This is a genomic window from Streptomyces sp. NPDC032161 (assembly GCF_040636995.1).
Taxonomy (GTDB): Bacteria; Actinomycetota; Actinomycetes; order Streptomycetales; family Streptomycetaceae; genus Streptomyces.
The window spans coordinates 1-14853 of record NZ_JBEZVN010000041.1; the positions used below are offsets into that span (position 1 = coordinate 1).

The 14853-nt window shown below is 70.1% G+C and carries 13 protein-coding genes and 3 pseudogenes; 10 read left to right on the forward strand and 6 right to left on the reverse strand.

The genetic code is table 11. The features are described from left to right. Window positions 1–444: 444 nt before the first annotated feature. The 3 genes and pseudogenes from AB0E67_RS32355 to AB0E67_RS32365 form a co-directional block, all read right to left on the reverse strand. Window positions 445–1432, reverse strand: a pseudogene (locus AB0E67_RS32355) (MBL fold metallo-hydrolase). Beyond that, window positions 1429–1875, reverse strand: coding sequence for a PaaI family thioesterase (locus AB0E67_RS32360; protein ID WP_362033539.1), 447 nt, complete (start codon window positions 1873–1875; stop codon window positions 1429–1431). Before AB0E67_RS32360 ends, AB0E67_RS32355 begins: the two are co-directional and overlap by 4 nt. A 62-nt stretch (window positions 1876–1937) precedes the next feature. After that, window positions 1938–2555 carry a LysE family translocator gene (locus tag AB0E67_RS32365; RefSeq protein WP_362033541.1) on the reverse strand — a complete coding sequence of 206 codons (618 nt, stop codon included), beginning with the start codon at window positions 2553–2555 and terminating at the stop codon, window positions 1938–1940. 110 nt (window positions 2556–2665) lie between these two features. On the opposite strand from AB0E67_RS32365, the gene AB0E67_RS32370 reads away from it, so the two are divergent. Continuing rightward, on the forward strand, window positions 2666–3118 hold the full coding sequence (locus tag AB0E67_RS32370) for an Lrp/AsnC family transcriptional regulator (protein ID WP_362033544.1): 453 nt from the start codon (window positions 2666–2668) through the stop codon (window positions 3116–3118). A gap of 41 nt (window positions 3119–3159) precedes the next feature. Here AB0E67_RS32370 and AB0E67_RS32375 read toward each other — a convergent pair whose 3' ends face one another. Further along, the gene (locus AB0E67_RS32375) at window positions 3160–3627 is read right to left on the reverse strand and encodes a ferritin family protein (protein ID WP_362033547.1); all 468 of its coding nucleotides are present in this window, start codon (window positions 3625–3627) and stop codon (window positions 3160–3162) included. 426 nt (window positions 3628–4053) lie between these two features. Here AB0E67_RS32375 and AB0E67_RS32380 point away from each other — a divergent pair, with 426 nt between their 5' ends. Together AB0E67_RS32380 and AB0E67_RS32385 are read left to right on the forward strand one after the other, a co-directional pair. Next, on the forward strand, window positions 4054–4491 hold the full coding sequence (locus AB0E67_RS32380; protein WP_362033549.1) for a CBS domain-containing protein: 438 nt from the start codon (window positions 4054–4056) through the stop codon (window positions 4489–4491). Between the two features lie 139 nt (window positions 4492–4630). Beyond that, window positions 4631–4961: pseudogene (locus AB0E67_RS32385) on the forward strand (CapA family protein); the annotation flags it as partial. A gap of 31 nt (window positions 4962–4992) precedes the next feature. On the opposite strand, the gene polX reads toward AB0E67_RS32385, so the two are convergent. Then, window positions 4993–6720 (reverse strand): DNA polymerase/3'-5' exonuclease PolX, encoded by a 1728-nt coding sequence (polX, locus tag AB0E67_RS32390; RefSeq protein ID WP_362033551.1) that lies wholly within the window; start codon window positions 6718–6720, stop codon window positions 4993–4995. A 409-nt stretch (window positions 6721–7129) separates the two neighbouring features. Continuing rightward, window positions 7130–7483, reverse strand: a pseudogene (locus AB0E67_RS32395) (CBS domain-containing protein); the annotation flags it as partial. Window positions 7484–8726: 1243 nt separating this feature from the next. Between AB0E67_RS32395 and AB0E67_RS32400 the strand changes: the two are divergent. From AB0E67_RS32400 to AB0E67_RS32430, 7 genes are all read left to right on the forward strand, one after another. Beyond that, complete coding sequence (locus tag AB0E67_RS32400) at window positions 8727–8888, forward strand: hypothetical protein (protein WP_362033554.1); 162 nt, start codon at window positions 8727–8729, stop codon at window positions 8886–8888. Between the two features lie 394 nt (window positions 8889–9282). After that, the gene (locus AB0E67_RS32405; protein WP_362033556.1) at window positions 9283–10209 is read left to right on the forward strand and encodes an alpha/beta hydrolase; all 927 of its coding nucleotides are present in this window, start codon (window positions 9283–9285) and stop codon (window positions 10207–10209) included. Beyond that, window positions 10206–10769, forward strand: a complete 564-nt coding sequence (locus AB0E67_RS32410) for a hypothetical protein (RefSeq protein ID WP_362033558.1) — start codon at window positions 10206–10208, stop codon at window positions 10767–10769. Before AB0E67_RS32405 ends, AB0E67_RS32410 begins: the two co-directional genes overlap by 4 nt. A gap of 162 nt (window positions 10770–10931) precedes the next feature. Continuing rightward, window positions 10932–11138: a linaridin-like RiPP gene (locus AB0E67_RS32415; RefSeq protein ID WP_362033561.1), complete on the forward strand. Its 207-nt coding sequence runs from the start codon at window positions 10932–10934 to the stop codon at window positions 11136–11138. Window positions 11139–11258: 120 nt separating this feature from the next. Continuing rightward, the gene (locus tag AB0E67_RS32420) at window positions 11259–12134 is read left to right on the forward strand and encodes a hypothetical protein (protein WP_362033563.1); all 876 of its coding nucleotides are present in this window, start codon (window positions 11259–11261) and stop codon (window positions 12132–12134) included. A gap of 52 nt (window positions 12135–12186) precedes the next feature. Further along, window positions 12187–12942, forward strand: a complete 756-nt coding sequence (locus AB0E67_RS32425; RefSeq protein WP_362033566.1) for a class I SAM-dependent methyltransferase — start codon at window positions 12187–12189, stop codon at window positions 12940–12942. Then, the gene (locus AB0E67_RS32430) at window positions 12939–14810 is read left to right on the forward strand and encodes an ABC transporter ATP-binding protein (RefSeq protein WP_362033568.1); all 1872 of its coding nucleotides are present in this window, start codon (window positions 12939–12941) and stop codon (window positions 14808–14810) included. The genes AB0E67_RS32425 and AB0E67_RS32430 overlap by 4 nt, the downstream gene beginning before the upstream one ends. The last annotated feature ends 43 nt before the right edge of the window (window positions 14811–14853 follow it).

Genomic DNA, 14853 nt, shown 5'->3' on the forward strand with positions numbered 1-14853 from the left:
GAACTGCAGACCCTGCTCGCGGTCTGGACCGGCGCCTGCCCCACCTGCCACCGCGACATACCCACCCCAATACCAACCTGACCAAGCACTACTAGCGGCTGCTCTTGCTGGCACGTTGGTACCGCTCTGGGCACCCAGTGCCCAGGCGCAGCCGACGGCGATGGAAGTCGTCTCGTACATGCTGCCACTCGGCGCGAGAAACGGGTGCGACGCGCAGGTGCTGGTCTGGCAGGACATGGCGGGGCCTGCGGGTGGGGCGGCTGCCGCGCTTCGTGAAGCAGTACGCCGATGTGCACGATGTACTGCGCGAGGCGGCCCGGGACTTCGCGACCGACGTGGCGGCGGGGACGTTCCCGGTACCGGAGCACGCCTTCCGACCGGAGCGGACGCACGAGGGGCGGGCGAGTGGCTGGAGGCCGCTCGCCCGCCCCACGTTCCAAGGTGTCAGTGCGGCTCGGTCGCCGGCCAGGCTCGGGGGTAGGGAAGGGACAACGCTTCGGGCGCCACAGGGGTGTGGTCGGCGGCGGCGTGGATACGGCCGTCGCGCAGGACTATGGCACCGCTGCCGAGCATGGTCGTGACCAGTTCGGCGGCGAGGACCTCGGGGGTCACGTCCAGGAGGCGGGCGGCGTCGGTCAGCCAGGCACGGTCGTGGAGGTACGACTCGACCTCGTCGGCCGGGATGCCGGCGCGGATCATCAGGGCGAACGCGAAGATCCGCCGGGCGCCGTACCAGACTGCTCCGGTCGGGTCGTCGACGAGCCGCTGGGCACGGAGCAGGGCGGCGGCGAACGCGGCTGCGGAGTCGGCGGGGATCGGGCCGTGGGAGGGGAGGATCCGGGTGGGGGCGAGGTCGGCCATCCGTTTGAGGGAGGCGAGCGCAGTGGCGGCCGCGTCGGGACCGTCGAGGGCGAGGTTGACCCAGCCGACGTCGTAGTCCGACAGCGCGTCACCGACCACGAGCAGCCGCTCCTCCGGCTGCCACAACGCCAGATGGCCCGGAGTGTGGCCGGGGGTGCGGACGACTTCCCAGTCGGCATCGCCCAGCCGTAGGACCTGGCCGTCGTCGAGCGGGACGTCCACGGTGTACGGGGCGACCGGCTGGTCCAGGTACTCGGCGGCGCAGCAGCCGGGGTCCCCGGCGGGAGATCGCCTCGGCCTCCGGGGTTCCTGCGGCGATGCCGGCGCCCTGGGCCTGGAGGAGGGCGTTGCCGCCGACGTGGTCGGAGTGCCAGTGGGTGTTGACGACCAGGTCGATGTTCCCGGCATGTGCGCGAGCCCAGGCGGCGGTCTCGTCGGCGTGGCCGACGAAGCCGGTGTCGATCAGGGCCGGTCGTTGTCCGGGCAGCAGGAGGGTGTTGGCGTCCGGGAAGGGGCGCTGCCACCAGGTCAGCCAGGACGGCAGGGCCGGAGTGGGCGGCTGGGGAGTCATCCGGCGGTCCTGTTGACGCGGATCAGGGTCTGCTGGCCGTTGGCGACGAGCTTGCGGACGCCGTCGGCCTGGACGCCGTAGACCTCCAGCTGGCAGACGGTCAGGGTGCGTCCGGGTTTGAGGACGGTGCCGATCGCTTCGAGATGGTCGTCGGCAGCGGGCGCGAGGAGGTTGATCTTGTATTCGACGGTGAGGACCTCGGATTCCTCGTCGAACAGGGTGAGCGCGGCATAGCCGCCGGCGCTGTCGGCGATGGCGCTGATGGCGCCGGCGTGGATGTAGCCGTGCTGCTGGGTCATCTCGGGGCGGGCCGGGAGCGCGATGTGTACGCGGCCGGGGCCGATGCGGGTGATCCGTGCTCCGAGGTGGGACATCAGGCCCTGCAGGTCGAAGCTTTCCTGGACGCGCTTCTGCACCGCGGGGCTCGCCTGTTCGTGCTGCATCCGGTCTTCCGCGTGCGTGCTCTCCTTCGGGTGAGTAAATCGGGTGGAGCGGAACGGGTTCCTCAGCCGGCCAGGCGTTCCACCAGCAGGAAGGCGCCGATGGCGATCATCATGGCACCGCTGATGCGGGTGACGACCTGGGCAGCCGTGGGTCGGGCGCTCAGGACCGTGCGGGCCAGGACGCCGACGGCCAGGTAGACGACGGCGCACGCGGTCAGGTGCATCGTGCTGAGCAGACCGGTCTGCGCGGCGACCGGCCAGCCCGTGACAGGGTCGATGAACTGCGGGAACAGCGAGAAATACAGCAGCAGCGCCTTCGGGTTCAGGCTGCTGATCCCGGCCCCCTTGAGCATGACCTGCAGCCGGGAGGCGCCCGCGCTGTCTCCAGCAGCCGCCGGAACGGCCGGCTGCCGCAGAACGCCCCAGCCCAGCCACAGCAGGTAACCGGCACCTGCCACGGTCAGGGTGGTGAGCGCCGCTGGGGAGCTCGCCACGATCACCGCCAGGCCCGCGACGGCCACGAGCGCATAGGCCGCGTGTCCGGCGATCAGCCCTGTGACGGCTGGGACGACCGAGCGTCCCCGCAGTCCGGCGGAGATCGCGTAGGCCCAGTCCGCGCCCGGAGTGAACACCAGCAGCAGGTCCACAGAAAGGAAGGCCGCCAGCGTCGTCGTGTCCATGATCGTTCCCTCTCGCACTTCTTGCTCTGGAGGGAAGGTTAGGCCGGATATGCCCGAAGCTGTTTGCGTCCTTACCCCGCGATCGCGCGATATGGGGGAGAATCTTCTCCATGGGCGCCTTGGACCGGAATATTCTTACCGAGCTACAGCTCGACGGCCGCCTGACGATCACCGAGCTGGCTGCCCGCGTGCAGCTCAGCGTCTCGCCCTGCCACCGCAGACTGCGCGACCTCGAACGCGAGGGCGCCATCCGCGGCTACCGCGCCGTCGTCGACCCGGCCGCCGTCGGCCTGAACTTCGAAGCCCTTGTCTTCGTCACCCTGCGCTGGGAGGACGCTGACACCGTCACCGCCTTCGAAGAGGCCGTGTCCGCCGTCCCACACGTGCTCCAGGCACAGCGCCTGTTCGGCGAACCCGACTACCTCCTGCGAGTCGCCACAGCCGACCTCGCCGCCTTCCAGCAGCTGTACGACCAGCAGCTCGCCCGGCTGCCCGGGGTCCAGCGCCTGACTTCCACCCTCGTCATGAAGAACGTGATCGACGACCGGCCTCTGCCCGAGTAGTCGGGAGGAGGCCCCCATGGCCGCTCCCCGGACAGGGAGGATCACTTCCGCCGAGGGCGGCCCGGACAGGACCCGGCGGGGCGCAGCGGGATCCCGTTCTTGAGGAAGGCAAGACGCACAGTGGCGAGACTGGTCTTCTTCGCGGTCGGCGATGTCCTGGAGCGACGGGTGGTCCTGTTCGTACCAGGTGCGCCACTGCCCGAGGCGGGTGGCGGTGTGCTGGGTACGGCGGAACCGGGGCGGGCTGCTTCCGGCCGGTCTCGCGGCTCATCGAGGAGTCGGTGCAGCTGGTTGAGTGCCTGCTGGAAGGCCGCTGCGTGCCTGGTCTCATCGGCGGCGGTGTCGCGGAAGTAGCCGGCGGCGACGGCTTCGCCGACGGTCGCGGCCCGCTTGGCGAGCCCCGGGTACGGACCGGTCGCTTCGTTGCGCTCCCCGGTGATGGCCTTGCGCAGGTTCGACGGTTCGCACCGGGCGGCGGCGTTTCGTCGAACGTGGCCCGGACCCGTCACCCACCCGGCGAGTGTCCGACCGGCCCGATCAGCCTGCCGCCGGGCGGATGCGACAGCCCGCAGGCCCGCCCGGCCCGGCGCGACAGGGCTTTCTCCCGGAGGGAGACTCGGGTCCAGGGGCTGAACAGGAGACCCCGTGCCGCGATTGCAGGGGTCCTTGATGTGCTTCCATCCGGCGCGAGCGCCCGTGTGGCCAACTCGGGTGCCCACTCTGCGCTGTATCCCCCTCGCCCTTGAGGAGGCAGCTCGCATCCCCCATGGCATCCGTCGACGTGAGCGCCGCGGTGGCCGTCGCCGGGAACGGCCCGGTTTGGCCTGGCCACCCTGCCCGCTCGGCCGGCGGACCATGCGGGCACATCGAGCTACTGGGAGGAGCGGGCGAAGTGACGCCAAGACGGTCGGACGACGTGAGAGGGGAACCCGGTGATGAGGGTCTCCGAACTGATGAGTTCACCGGCGGTGACCGCCGCGCCTGCGACGTCTCTGCGGGATGTGGCCCGGTTGATGGACGCGCACGGCGTCGGTGCCGTAGTGATGACGGAGAGTGGGTTCCCGTCCGGGATAGTCACCGACCGCGACCTCGCTCTGCGCGTCCTGGCCAGAGGTCTGGACCCCGAGTCCCCTGTGAGTGGTGCGATGTCGAGCCCGGTGATCACGGTGGATGTGAATGACGGGGCGCAGGAGGCATACCGGATCTTCCGCCGGTGCGGTGTGCGCCGCCTGCCTGTCCTTGACGAACGGCGGGTCATCGGGGTCCTGACCGTCGACGACATGTTCATGGACGTCTTCCGCCGGATGGCCGACCTGCTCGGCGGCCCCATCGCCTGGAGCGTTCTGGAAGAGCCTCCCGGCCCACCAGGGTAAGAGGCCGGCCCTGGTATCCCGTAAGGCGCCTCGTATCGCGTCTCCTTCTCGGCGGCCGGGCATGCGTGTGGCGCGGCCGGCGGCACAGCGAGGGAGCGGTGACATGCGGCATCGCATTCGGGCCGGGCGGCGGCAGGCGGCGGGGCGGATTCCCCGGCCGGTGGGCTTCCGTCGGCCGTGGGGTGAGGCGCTGGCGGTCCTGGACCGCGCGGCCCCCGACGTGCGGGTGGTCAATCTGGAGACCGCGGTCACCGGCGACGGGGACTTCGCGCGGCAAGGACGTCCACTGCCGGATGAGCCCGGCCAACCTGCCCTGCCTGGCCGCGGCCCGCCCGGACGTCTGCGCGCTGGCCAACAACCATGTGCTCGACTTCGGCCCGCGCGGTCTCGACGAGACGCTCGACGCCCTGGCGGAGGCGGGGCTGCGGACGGCGGGAGCGGGCCGGGACGCGGCGCGAGCGGGACGGCCGTCGTGCCCCTGCGCGTCGGCAGCGCGCGTCCTCAGTCCGTCCGGTCTTTGCACAGGAACCGGCGTAGCCGCCTCAGTGGCCACGTGTTGATCACATCGTCCGAGGTGAGCCATCCGCGCTGTGCCGTGCCGATTCCGTAGCGGAGGCACGCGAGCTGGGGGATCGAGTGGGCGTCGCTGTCGACGGCGAACTTCGCCCCGTGACTCCTGGCGCGGCGGATGTCCTCGTCGCCCAGGTCGAGGCGGTCGGGCTGGGCGTTGATCTCCAGGGCCGTGCCGGTGCGGGCGCACGCGGCGAACACCTCGTCGAGGTCGGCGTCGATGCCCAGCCGTTTACCGATGAGGCGGGTGGTGGGGTGTCCGATGATGTTGACGTGAGGGTTCTCGCAGGCGCTCACGATCCGCGCCGTCATCGTCTTGCGGCTCATGCTGAAGTGGGAGTGCACGGAGGCCACGCAGATGTCGAAGCCTCGGAGGAACTCGTCGGGCCAGTCCACCTCCCCCTCGGGCCCGATGTTGAGCTCGGTGCCGTGCAGCAGCCGTATCCCGTGGTGCCTGCCGTCCAGCGACCGCACCTGCTCGCGCTGGGCGAGGATCTTCTCGTCGGTCATGCGCTGCATGTACAGGTCCGGTGCGTGGTCGGTGACCGCGTAGTAGGCGTAGCCCCGCTCGGCCGCCGCCGCCACCATCTCCTCCAGCGGGGCGAGGCCGTCGGTGAGGTCGGTGTGAGTGTGCAGGTCGCCTCTGATGTCGTCCTCCGCCACGACCTCGGGCAGTTCGCCACGCAGACCGGCTTCGATCTCGCCGCGGTCCTCGCGCAGCGTGGGCGGGATCCACGGCAGGCCGAGTCGGGCGTACACCTCGTCCTCGGTCCGGGAGGCGACCCGCTTCCCGCCCTCGGTTTCGAACAGCCCGTACTCGGAGAGCTTCAGGCCCTGGTGGACGGCGATCGTGCGGGTGCGGATGTTGTGCGCCTTCGAGCCGGTGAAGTACTGCAGGCCGGCGCCCCAGGAGTCGGGTCGCACGACGCGCAGGTCGACCTGGAGGCCCTTGACCGTGCGGATCGAGGTCTTCTTCTCGCCGTGTGTGATGACCTCGGCGGTGGAGGGCAGTCCGGCGAGCGCGTCCATGAAGGCGCCCGACCGGCCGGCGGCGACCAGGATGTCGATGTCTCCGATGGTTTCCTTCATGCGGCGCAGGGATCCGGCGTATGCGCAGTTCTCGCAGCCGGTGATGCGTGAGAGTTCGGCTACGGTCTCCTCGGCGGTCTCCATGGCCGAGCCCAGCGGGATCCGCCCTCCTGCCTGCTGCATGAGGGCGATACCGCGCAGGATGTTCTCCTCGGTCTTCTTCCCGAAGCCCTTCAGGTCGCGCAGCTTCTCTGCCTTGATGGCGTCGGCCAGCTCGGCCACTGAGGAGATGTGCAGGTCCTCGTAGAGGGTCATTGCCTTCTTGGGGCCGAGGGTGGGGATGGTGATGAGCTGCCTCACCCCTGCGGGAATCCTGGCCCGCGTCTCCTCGACCAGCGTGACCTCGCCGGTGCGGAAGTACTCGGTGACCTTCTCGGCGATCGACTTGCCGACGCCCGGGATCTCTTTCAGGCCCGCAACATCGAGGTGGGAGACATCGGCGGGGTAGCCGCCGATCGCACGGGCGGCCTTTTCGTAGGCGCGCGCCTTGAACGCGTCACCTCCGGTGATGGCGACGAGGTCCGCGTACTCCTGAAGGAGTTCCTCGACCTCCTCGTTGGGCCGGGCCACGTCTCATAGTCTAGTGCCGCTCCCGGCAACGTTTGACCCGTCGCGCCGCCCGGCACCTCCCCGAGCTCTCGACTTCGTTCGAGCAGGGGAGACCCCATTCGAGGGCTTCCGGCCGCCTTGCGATCGCACGCACCGGACGACGCTCCTTCCGGGCAAACCTTGCCGGTCACGGCACTAGGAACCTGTCTGTCCAACAGGCCCGTTGTGTTGGGGGCACGTGCCCATTCGTCGGCCTGGCCAACCGCTTCGTCTTGGCCTTCGCCCTGCCGCCGCCTCCAGCGCGCCGATGCCGCGGTGCTCGCCGCCGGGCCACCGCATACGGGGCACGCCGCGCACTGAACCACAGGGCGTGACCACAACCGCTCCACGTCGGCGAACCCCCCCCGTGTTGGTGCGATAGCGCCCAGCAGTCGGTGGACAGCGCTTCCAGGAGGTCACCGAGCTGGGGGTCCGGCGGGCGCGGGCGACACCGGCCTGGGCGATCATGCCGACGAGGCGGTGCCCGTCGACCACGGGCAGCCGACGGACCCGGTGGTCGGCCATGGCGCGCAGGATGGCGGAGGCGTCGTCGTCGGCTCCGATCGTGACGGCTTCGCCCTGCGCCAGTTCCCCGGCGGTCGTGGCCTCGGCGTCCTTACCTGCAGCCGGGTCCGGGCAGCGCGCCGACATCCATGTCCGCCATTTTCCGTGCCGCGCGCAGTACGGACTCGTCCGCACCGATGCGTTCGGCGCCTCCGGTCGTGATTTCTCGCGCAGTGGTCATCGCCTGCCTCCTCCGTCGCCGAGAGCCTCGCGCAGTTCCTGCCTGGTCGTGTGCGCGCGGTCTTCGACGTTCCCTTCCCTGGCTTCCTCGTACGGTTCGTGCCGCGTGCGGTCCGGCAACCGTGGTTCCGTCCCGGGGCGTTGCCGCGGTGCGGGCCCGCACCTTCTTTCAACTCCGCGTGCGAAGCCGGAGCTTCGGGACGCGAGCAAAGACCGGATTCTCGTGATACGAGCATGGGCGAGGGAGCCTGCCTTCCGGGGTCGCCAGCGAAGAGACCGGTGGGGCCGTTCACCCGGGCACGCAGTGGCAAGCGGGTGAGCCGGAGGCAGAGCTTGTGGTCCTCTGTCGGGGTGGCGCGCCGCAGTGGCGCTCGGCCGGAGCGCCTCTCGCGCGAGCCCGTTCGAGGGCGGTGGCCGCGTGCAGTGGTGGCTCCGGGGCCGGCCTCGGACCGCCGTGAGCGTCTGGGGCCTGGCTCTCCGGCCACCAGGACCGGATCGAGCTGCCCGCTGCTTGGGGAACCACTTCTGGGAGGGCCTGGACTCCCACCAGCGGCCTTACGGCCGCACCGAGGTGGGGATGGGGCGGTCTCTTCCCCCGGGTGCCGCCGATCCCGACTCGTTCCCTGATCGGGCTGCTCGGAGCTGGCCGGACAAGGACGCGCGGAACCGGTTCTGCGCCCTTCCCGCGCCGCTGGCCTACGCCAACCATCGTCCCGTGCCGCCCGCCCTGCCGCCACGCCCGGCCCTCACCAGCCGTGCTGGACGGCCCCCAGCACGGTGCCGCCGAGATGCGTGGCGAGTCTCTCAGCCCGCGGCAGGTCGCCCAACTTGTCGACGTGGACGCGAAGACTGTGATTGGCGGCCGGCTTCGACCAGTTGACGTCGTCGCAAGGGCTGGAGACGGCGGGCCCTGGGATGGCGCATACCCAGGGCCCGCCGCGCGGGGGACGGGGCTTTCCCGAGCGTTGGAGGGCATGGCGCCACCGGACCGCGTCCACAGCGTCGCGATCTGCACTGCGGCCATGCGCTCGACGAGGAGGCCGTGGAGTACGTGCGGAGGGATCCGAGGGCTCGTTGCGGTGGTCCGGCGCCCCTTGGCCCACGCGATCGAAGGTTCGTCGAAGGTTTCTTCCAGGCCGGTCGACCACGGTGGAACAGCGGTTGTCGCAGGCGTGATGACCGCGGTTGTACAGGCAGCCCGACCACGCCCGCATGGGGTGAAGAGGTCCGCAGAAAAGGAAATTATGCGTGCACGAACATGGCTCACCGGCGCCGCACTGGGAACCGCCCTGCTGACGGGTGGTACAGCCGCCGCACAGGCAGCCCCTGCCTCCTCCGACGCCAACGTGAGAGCGGTGACCGAGTACTGGAAAAAGACGAAGATGGACTCGCAGCGACAGTGTTGAGCCATGCGGGACTCCTACGCCGACAGTGTCTCGGGCTTCGTACGGCGACAACTTCCCCGGGTTTCCGACGGCGTCGTCTTGCTGTGGTCATGACGCACGGGGCGCAATCCGGACAGGCCCTGGCCAGCCCGGACAGTCCGCGTCTGTCCGGGACAGCCGGCTGCCGTTGCTTCGGCCCGCCGCGGTCAGCAGTCTCTGTGGTGCCCGGTCGGCCGAACCGTCGATACGACACGGCGAGACACATGGCGGGCCCATGCGTACGGGCCCAGCCCGGTCGGCTGACGCACCAGTGGCCGGCTGAACCGCCTTCGGGTGCGACCACCGTCCGGCCGGGATCACGATCGGCTCTTGGGACGCAAGAGGAGAGAGGATGGGCGTGCCAGTAGTGAAGGCGATGTCGATCGAACGGAAGTTCGCCATCGGCGTGGTGGCGCTGTGCGTCGGCAGTTGGGCGACCGGTGCGCGGACGCGGTTTCTCGGGAAGCGCCGACGGATGGCGGCGTTTTCCACGATGACTCGCGCCGATGGCAGTGTGGTCGAGATCGATCAACGGCGGCCGCCGGACGCCGAATTCGGTGTGATCTTCTTCAACGGCCTTGGCCTTCCGCATGAGCAGTGGGCCTGGGTGCGCGAGCACCTGCCCGAAAGTGCCGCCTGCGTGGGCTACAACCGGCCGGGCCACGGGCTCAGCAGCCCGCGGCCGGAGGCCACCTTGGAAGAACAGCTCCGGATCGTCGATGAGCTGCGTGAGCGCTACCTCGACGGGCTGCCCGTCGTGATGGCCGGGCATTCCATCGGCGGCTACCTGGCCGCCGCGTACGCCGAGTCGCGTGGCGACGCGGGGTTGTCCCACGTGGTGATGGTGGATCCCACGATCATCGCCGACCTGCAGGCCGGCCTCGGCGAGCTCCCCGACCGGTGGACGCAGCAGCGGCTGCTGCTGGAATGCCTGTGGGCCGCCTCCGGGCTCAACGTCCTGCGTCCGATGACCCCGGCTCGCGAGCACTACGCCGAGGACATCAAGGAAAGCCTCACCGCGTACCACGCCATGCCGAGCGTGTGGGCCACCGCGTACCGCGAGTACATGGCGGCGCGTGCCTATCCTCCGGTTGAGAGGCTGACCGTTCCGCTGCACGTGGTGACGGCGCTGCAGGGCACGCGCAGTGCCGTGAAGCACCGCACGTCGCAGGAACGGATGCTGGAGCTGTCGGAATTCTCCTGTCACCACGTGTGTGAGGACGCCGACCACATGGGAGTCGTCGCGGAGGAGATACACGCGAAGACCCTCGCCGAGCTGATCGTTCCCGGGAGCAGGGCATGAAGGGGCAGCGTGCCGTGTACACAGCGGTGTCCACCGGGCTTGCGGCGTGGCTGGTCAGCACCGCCGCCGGCCAGCTTCCCGACAGCAGGTTCGACCACCTGCTCGCGAAAGGCCCCCTGCGCCTCTTCCGGGCACCCAACTGGAGGTTCTTCGGCCCCAATCCCGGGGTGTCGGACTCGCACCTGCTCTACCGGGACATCACCGGCGGCACGACGGCCCCCTGGAGGGAGATCGAGGTGACCCCGGACCGGCCCTGGTACGCCCTGGCCTGGAACGCGGGCAACCGCGCGCCCAAGGTCCTCTTCGACGCGCTCCAGGTCATCATCAAGGTGGCCAACGAGTCGTCCGCGGACATGGGCCAGATCGTCTCCAGCCCCGGCTATCGGATCCTCCAGGGCTACCTGACCACGCGAATACCGCACGAACCGGGCGCCGACCACACCCAGTTCATGCTGCTGCGTGCCCACCCCGAGCGTGAGCGACACGCGGTAGAGCCGCTCTTCGCCTCCGAGCACCTTCCCCTCCGCGACCCGTCGCTCGCGAACGCAGCCGCACGGTAGGACCGCTTCGGCCGGAAGTTTCGCCCTCACGCCGCCGTGTTCGCGCGGGAGAGCGGAACCCCCAGCCGAAACGGGCGTCACGCCCCGCTGGGGGGCAGTCACTGCTCCATCGGAAAAGACCACCAAGAGATCTGCCACAAGGATCACGAAGAAAGGGACCAGATGTCTCTCGTTGCCCAGTTCGCCAACCAGTCCCTGACAGACGTCGCGCCGGGGATGCTCTCGGAGACCGACGCCGCCCGTCTGGACACCCCCGCGGACCCCGTGATGGCCACCCCGACCACCGTCCTCGTCACCGAGGTCTTCGCCGTTGCGACGGGGATGCTGGCGGCGAACATCGCCAACTACGTCGACCGCAACAACTACTGACGCCCAGCTGCGAACCGCGTACCGCTGACCTCACCAGCCGGGACAGCCGGCGGCCGGGGACAGGCACCGTTCTGTCCCCGGCACATCATTCCCACCGCAACACCGCCGTAAGGAGACCCCGTGTTACGTCACCTGACCCGGGTGGCCTCGTCCCTCGCCCAGCTGGACCCACCCACCACAGCACGCCGCATCGCCTCCGCCGGAACGTTCATCGCGGCGCTGGAGACACTCAGTCAGCACAAGCGGTTCGTGAAAGGCGACCTGCTGGGAAGTCAGGTCGAGGCCTTCCACCCGTGGCTCGCGAAGCGATACCCCAAGGTGAACCGCGCGCTGGCGTCCAGGGCGTTCCCCTACGCGGTCTTCGGCACGCAGGCCGCGGTGTCGGCGGCCACCTTCCTGTGGCCCAGGAACCGGCCGCTGCGGATCGCAGGCGGCGCGACGCTGGCCGCCCTGCAAAGCGCGCAGTCCACCTTCATTCCGTTCGGCCGCGACGGCGCCGACCAACTGCAGCAGGTCATCAACGTCACGATGGCCTCCACCGGGCTGATCCGCGAACGCGAGCAGGCCGACGACCTCGCCATGCGGACGCTGGCGCTGGAGGCCTCGCTGTCCTACGTCGCCTCTGGGCTGGTGAAGGCCGTCTCTCCGGTCTGGCTGAAGGGAGACGCCGTGGCCGGGGTGTTGCGGACCAAGAACTACGGGGACCCGCGCGCCCACCGGTTCCTCACCCGCTACCCGGCGATCTCCAAGGCGCTGTGCTGGGGCACGATCGCCATCGAGTGCGGCTTCCCCCTCGTCTACGTGCTCCCCAAACCCGCCGCCCGCGCCTACCTCGCCACGATGACGTCGTTCCACCTCGGCATCGGCGAGTTCATGGGACTCAACCGGTTCGTTCTCGCCTTCGGCGCCACGCATCCGGCGATCCACTACGTGCTGTCACAGCGTCGGCGCGAGCTGGCCGCCACGTCCCGGCCCACCGCCGCCCTCGCCGCATGAACCGCGTGGACGCGCCACCCCGGCACGCCGTGACCACAGAAACGGAGAACTCATGACGATCACGGATATCGGCTACGGCAGGCAATTCGCGGGCTGGTACGACCGGATTTTCCAGAACGACGCGCTCACGCGGGCCACCGTCGATGCGGTGGCCGGATTCCACCCCAACCCGGATTGGGGCACGCTGGAGCTCGGCGTCGGCACCGGCCGCATCGCGTTGCCGCTGTCGCACCGGGTCGGCCCGATCACCGGTGTGGACTCCTCGCCGGAGATGCTGGCGGCTCTGGAGAAGAAGGCCGACGAGGGCGAGGTGACCGCACAGCTCGGCGACATCCGGACCTGGCGCGCCGAGCGGCGGTACGGCCTCGTCTACTGCGTCTGCTCCACGCTCTCGCTGATCCTCGACCACGAGGGACAGCGGGAAGTCATCGCCCGCGCGGCCGAACACCTGCGCCCCGGTGGCCGGCTGCTGATCGAGACGCACAACCGTCCCGGCGTCGTGATCCTGCACCAGGGGCTGGCGCACTCCACGATGTTCGTGCCCTACCCAGAGCCGGACACCGGCATCCAAATGCACGCCACACTCATGGCGGACAACCAGATCTGGCAAGTGTCCACCCTGTTGTTCGAGGCGAACGGCACCCACCGCATCGGCACCGAGACCACGCGCCTGCTCACGCCGGACGAGGTGGATCTCTACGCCCAGGACTCCGGGCTGCGGCCCGAGGGCCACTACAGCGACTGGCAGCGGGCCGACTACGTTCCCGCGTCCGGCCTGTTCGTCGCGTCCTACCTCAAGCCGGCATGAACCTCCGGGAGACGGTCCGCCGCCACTGGGTTCTGCTGGCCCTCGGCTTGGGCATGGGCCTGGCCGGAGCGGCGGCCAAGCTCGCCCAGCCCTGGATGCTGGGCCGGCTGATCGAAGCCGTGGCCCTGGACAAGGCGATCGCCTGGCCCATCACGTTCATCGTGCTGTTCTTCCTCACCGACGCGGGCCTGAGCGCCGGACATGCCTACGCGATCGGCCGGGCAGGCGAGAACATCGTCTTCGACGCCCGGCGCACCCTCGGCGGTCGCCTGCTGCGCAGCCAGATCCCGCACTTCTCGCGTCTGGAGCACGGTGACGTCTTCGCGCGCACCGTGTCCGACACCTCCATCGCCTGCCTGGTCATCGCCCAGGCGATGGCGCAGATGGCCACCTCCGTGTTCATGGTCGGCGGCGGCATCGTGCTGATGGCAAGGCTCGACTGGCAACTGCTGCTCACCACCGTCGGCTGCCTCGGCCTGGCCAGTGGCGGCGCGGTGCTGCTGGCCCGCCAGGTGCGCATCGCCGCCCTGCGGAACCGGGAGCGCATCGGAGCGTTCGGCTCGGGCCTGCAGCGGGTGCTCGGCGCCCTCACCACGGTCAAGGCGTCACGCGCCGAGGAACGGGAGACCCAGGAGCTGGCACGGCTGGCCGACCGGGCGCGGCGCAGCGGGATCCGGGTCGCCGGGCTCAGCTCGCTGCTCACTCCGGCGATGAACGTCGGCACTCAGCTCACGCTCGCCGTCGTCATCTCTTGGGGCATGGCCCGAGTCGCCACGGGGTCACTGCCGGCCGCCGACCTCACTGCGTTCGTGATGTACCTCTTCTATCTGGTGACGCCGCTGGTGCTGCTCTTCCTGGCGATCGGCCAGATCCAGCAGGGCCGTGCCGCCGTCCAGCGTGTGACGGAACTGGCAACGATCCCGCAGGAGGAGGAAGGGGAAGCGGGCACCGGACCCGGGCAGCGGCAGGAACACGAGCCCGCGGTGGCGCCGACGCCCGCAGTCCGCTTCGAGCACGTCAGCTTCTCCTACCACGACAACGCCCCGGTGCTGCGGGACGTCTCCTTCACCCTGCCGCGCCGCGGCCTGACCGCGATCGTTGGTGCATCCGGCGCCGGCAAGACGACGACGTTCCAGCTCATCGAACGCTTCTACCGGCCGAACTCCGGCACGATCCAGGTCGCGGGCCACGACATCGCCCCCCTCAGACTCGCCGAACTACGGTCGCTGGTCGGCTATGTCGAGCAGGACACGCCGCTGCTGCGCGGCACGATCCGCGCGAATCTGACGTATGCGAACCCCAGGGCCAGCGCCGCCGACATCGCCCGCGCGCTGCGGCTCGCCAGCTTGGAGGGCTTCGTCGCCGAGCTGCCCGACGGGCTCGACACGGAGCTCGGTGAGCGCGGCGCCGGCCTGTCCGGCGGCCAGCGGCAGCGGCTCGCCATCGCCCGCACGCTGCTGCAGCGGCCGGAGGTGATCCTGCTGGACGAGGTCACCGCGCATCTGGACAGCGACACCGAGGCCGCGCTGCGCGACGCGATGACGGAAGCCGCTCGCGAGTGCGCCGTGCTGGCCATCGCGCACCGGCTGTCCACCATCGTGCAAGCCGACCGCATCATCGTGATGGAGGAGGGACGCGTGCGGGCGGTCGGCACCCACCGGGAGCTCATCGAGTCCGACGAGGTGTATCGGCGGCTTGCCGGCCAGCAGTTCGCTGCCGAGGAAGCGCTGGCAAGACGCTCGCCGACGCCGACGCCGACGCCGACGCCGACGCCGACGCCGACGCCGACGCCGACGCCGACGCCGCCGCCGTCGGCAGCGGCCCGAACGGTCTGGCCGCCGCCGTCACCATGGCCCGTGCGAGGCTGACCGCGCACGTCCACGAACAGGCCGCCACCGTCGGCGGAGGCCT

Bases quoted from the DNA above. Each gene is read 5' to 3' on its own strand.
- AB0E67_RS32360 (WP_362033539.1), bottom strand. From the start codon at position 1,875: ATGCAGCACGAACAGGCGAGCCCCGCGGTGCAGAAGCGCGTCCAGGAA.
- AB0E67_RS32365 (WP_362033541.1), bottom strand. From the start codon at position 2,555: ATGGACACGACGACGCTGGCGGCCTTCCTTTCTGTGGACCTGCTGCTG.
- AB0E67_RS32370 (WP_362033544.1), top strand. From the start codon at position 2,666: ATGGGCGCCTTGGACCGGAATATTCTTACCGAGCTACAGCTCGACGGC.
- AB0E67_RS32380 (WP_362033549.1), top strand. From the start codon at position 4,054: ATGAGGGTCTCCGAACTGATGAGTTCACCGGCGGTGACCGCCGCGCCT.
- AB0E67_RS32400 (WP_362033554.1), top strand. From the start codon at position 8,727: ATGCGTGCACGAACATGGCTCACCGGCGCCGCACTGGGAACCGCCCTG.
- AB0E67_RS32405 (WP_362033556.1), top strand. From the start codon at position 9,283: ATGTCGATCGAACGGAAGTTCGCCATCGGCGTGGTGGCGCTGTGCGTC.
- AB0E67_RS32410 (WP_362033558.1), top strand. From the start codon at position 10,206: ATGAAGGGGCAGCGTGCCGTGTACACAGCGGTGTCCACCGGGCTTGCG.
- AB0E67_RS32415 (WP_362033561.1), top strand. From the start codon at position 10,932: ATGTCTCTCGTTGCCCAGTTCGCCAACCAGTCCCTGACAGACGTCGCG.
- AB0E67_RS32425 (WP_362033566.1), top strand. From the start codon at position 12,187: ATGACGATCACGGATATCGGCTACGGCAGGCAATTCGCGGGCTGGTAC.
- AB0E67_RS32430 (WP_362033568.1), top strand. From the start codon at position 12,939: ATGAACCTCCGGGAGACGGTCCGCCGCCACTGGGTTCTGCTGGCCCTC.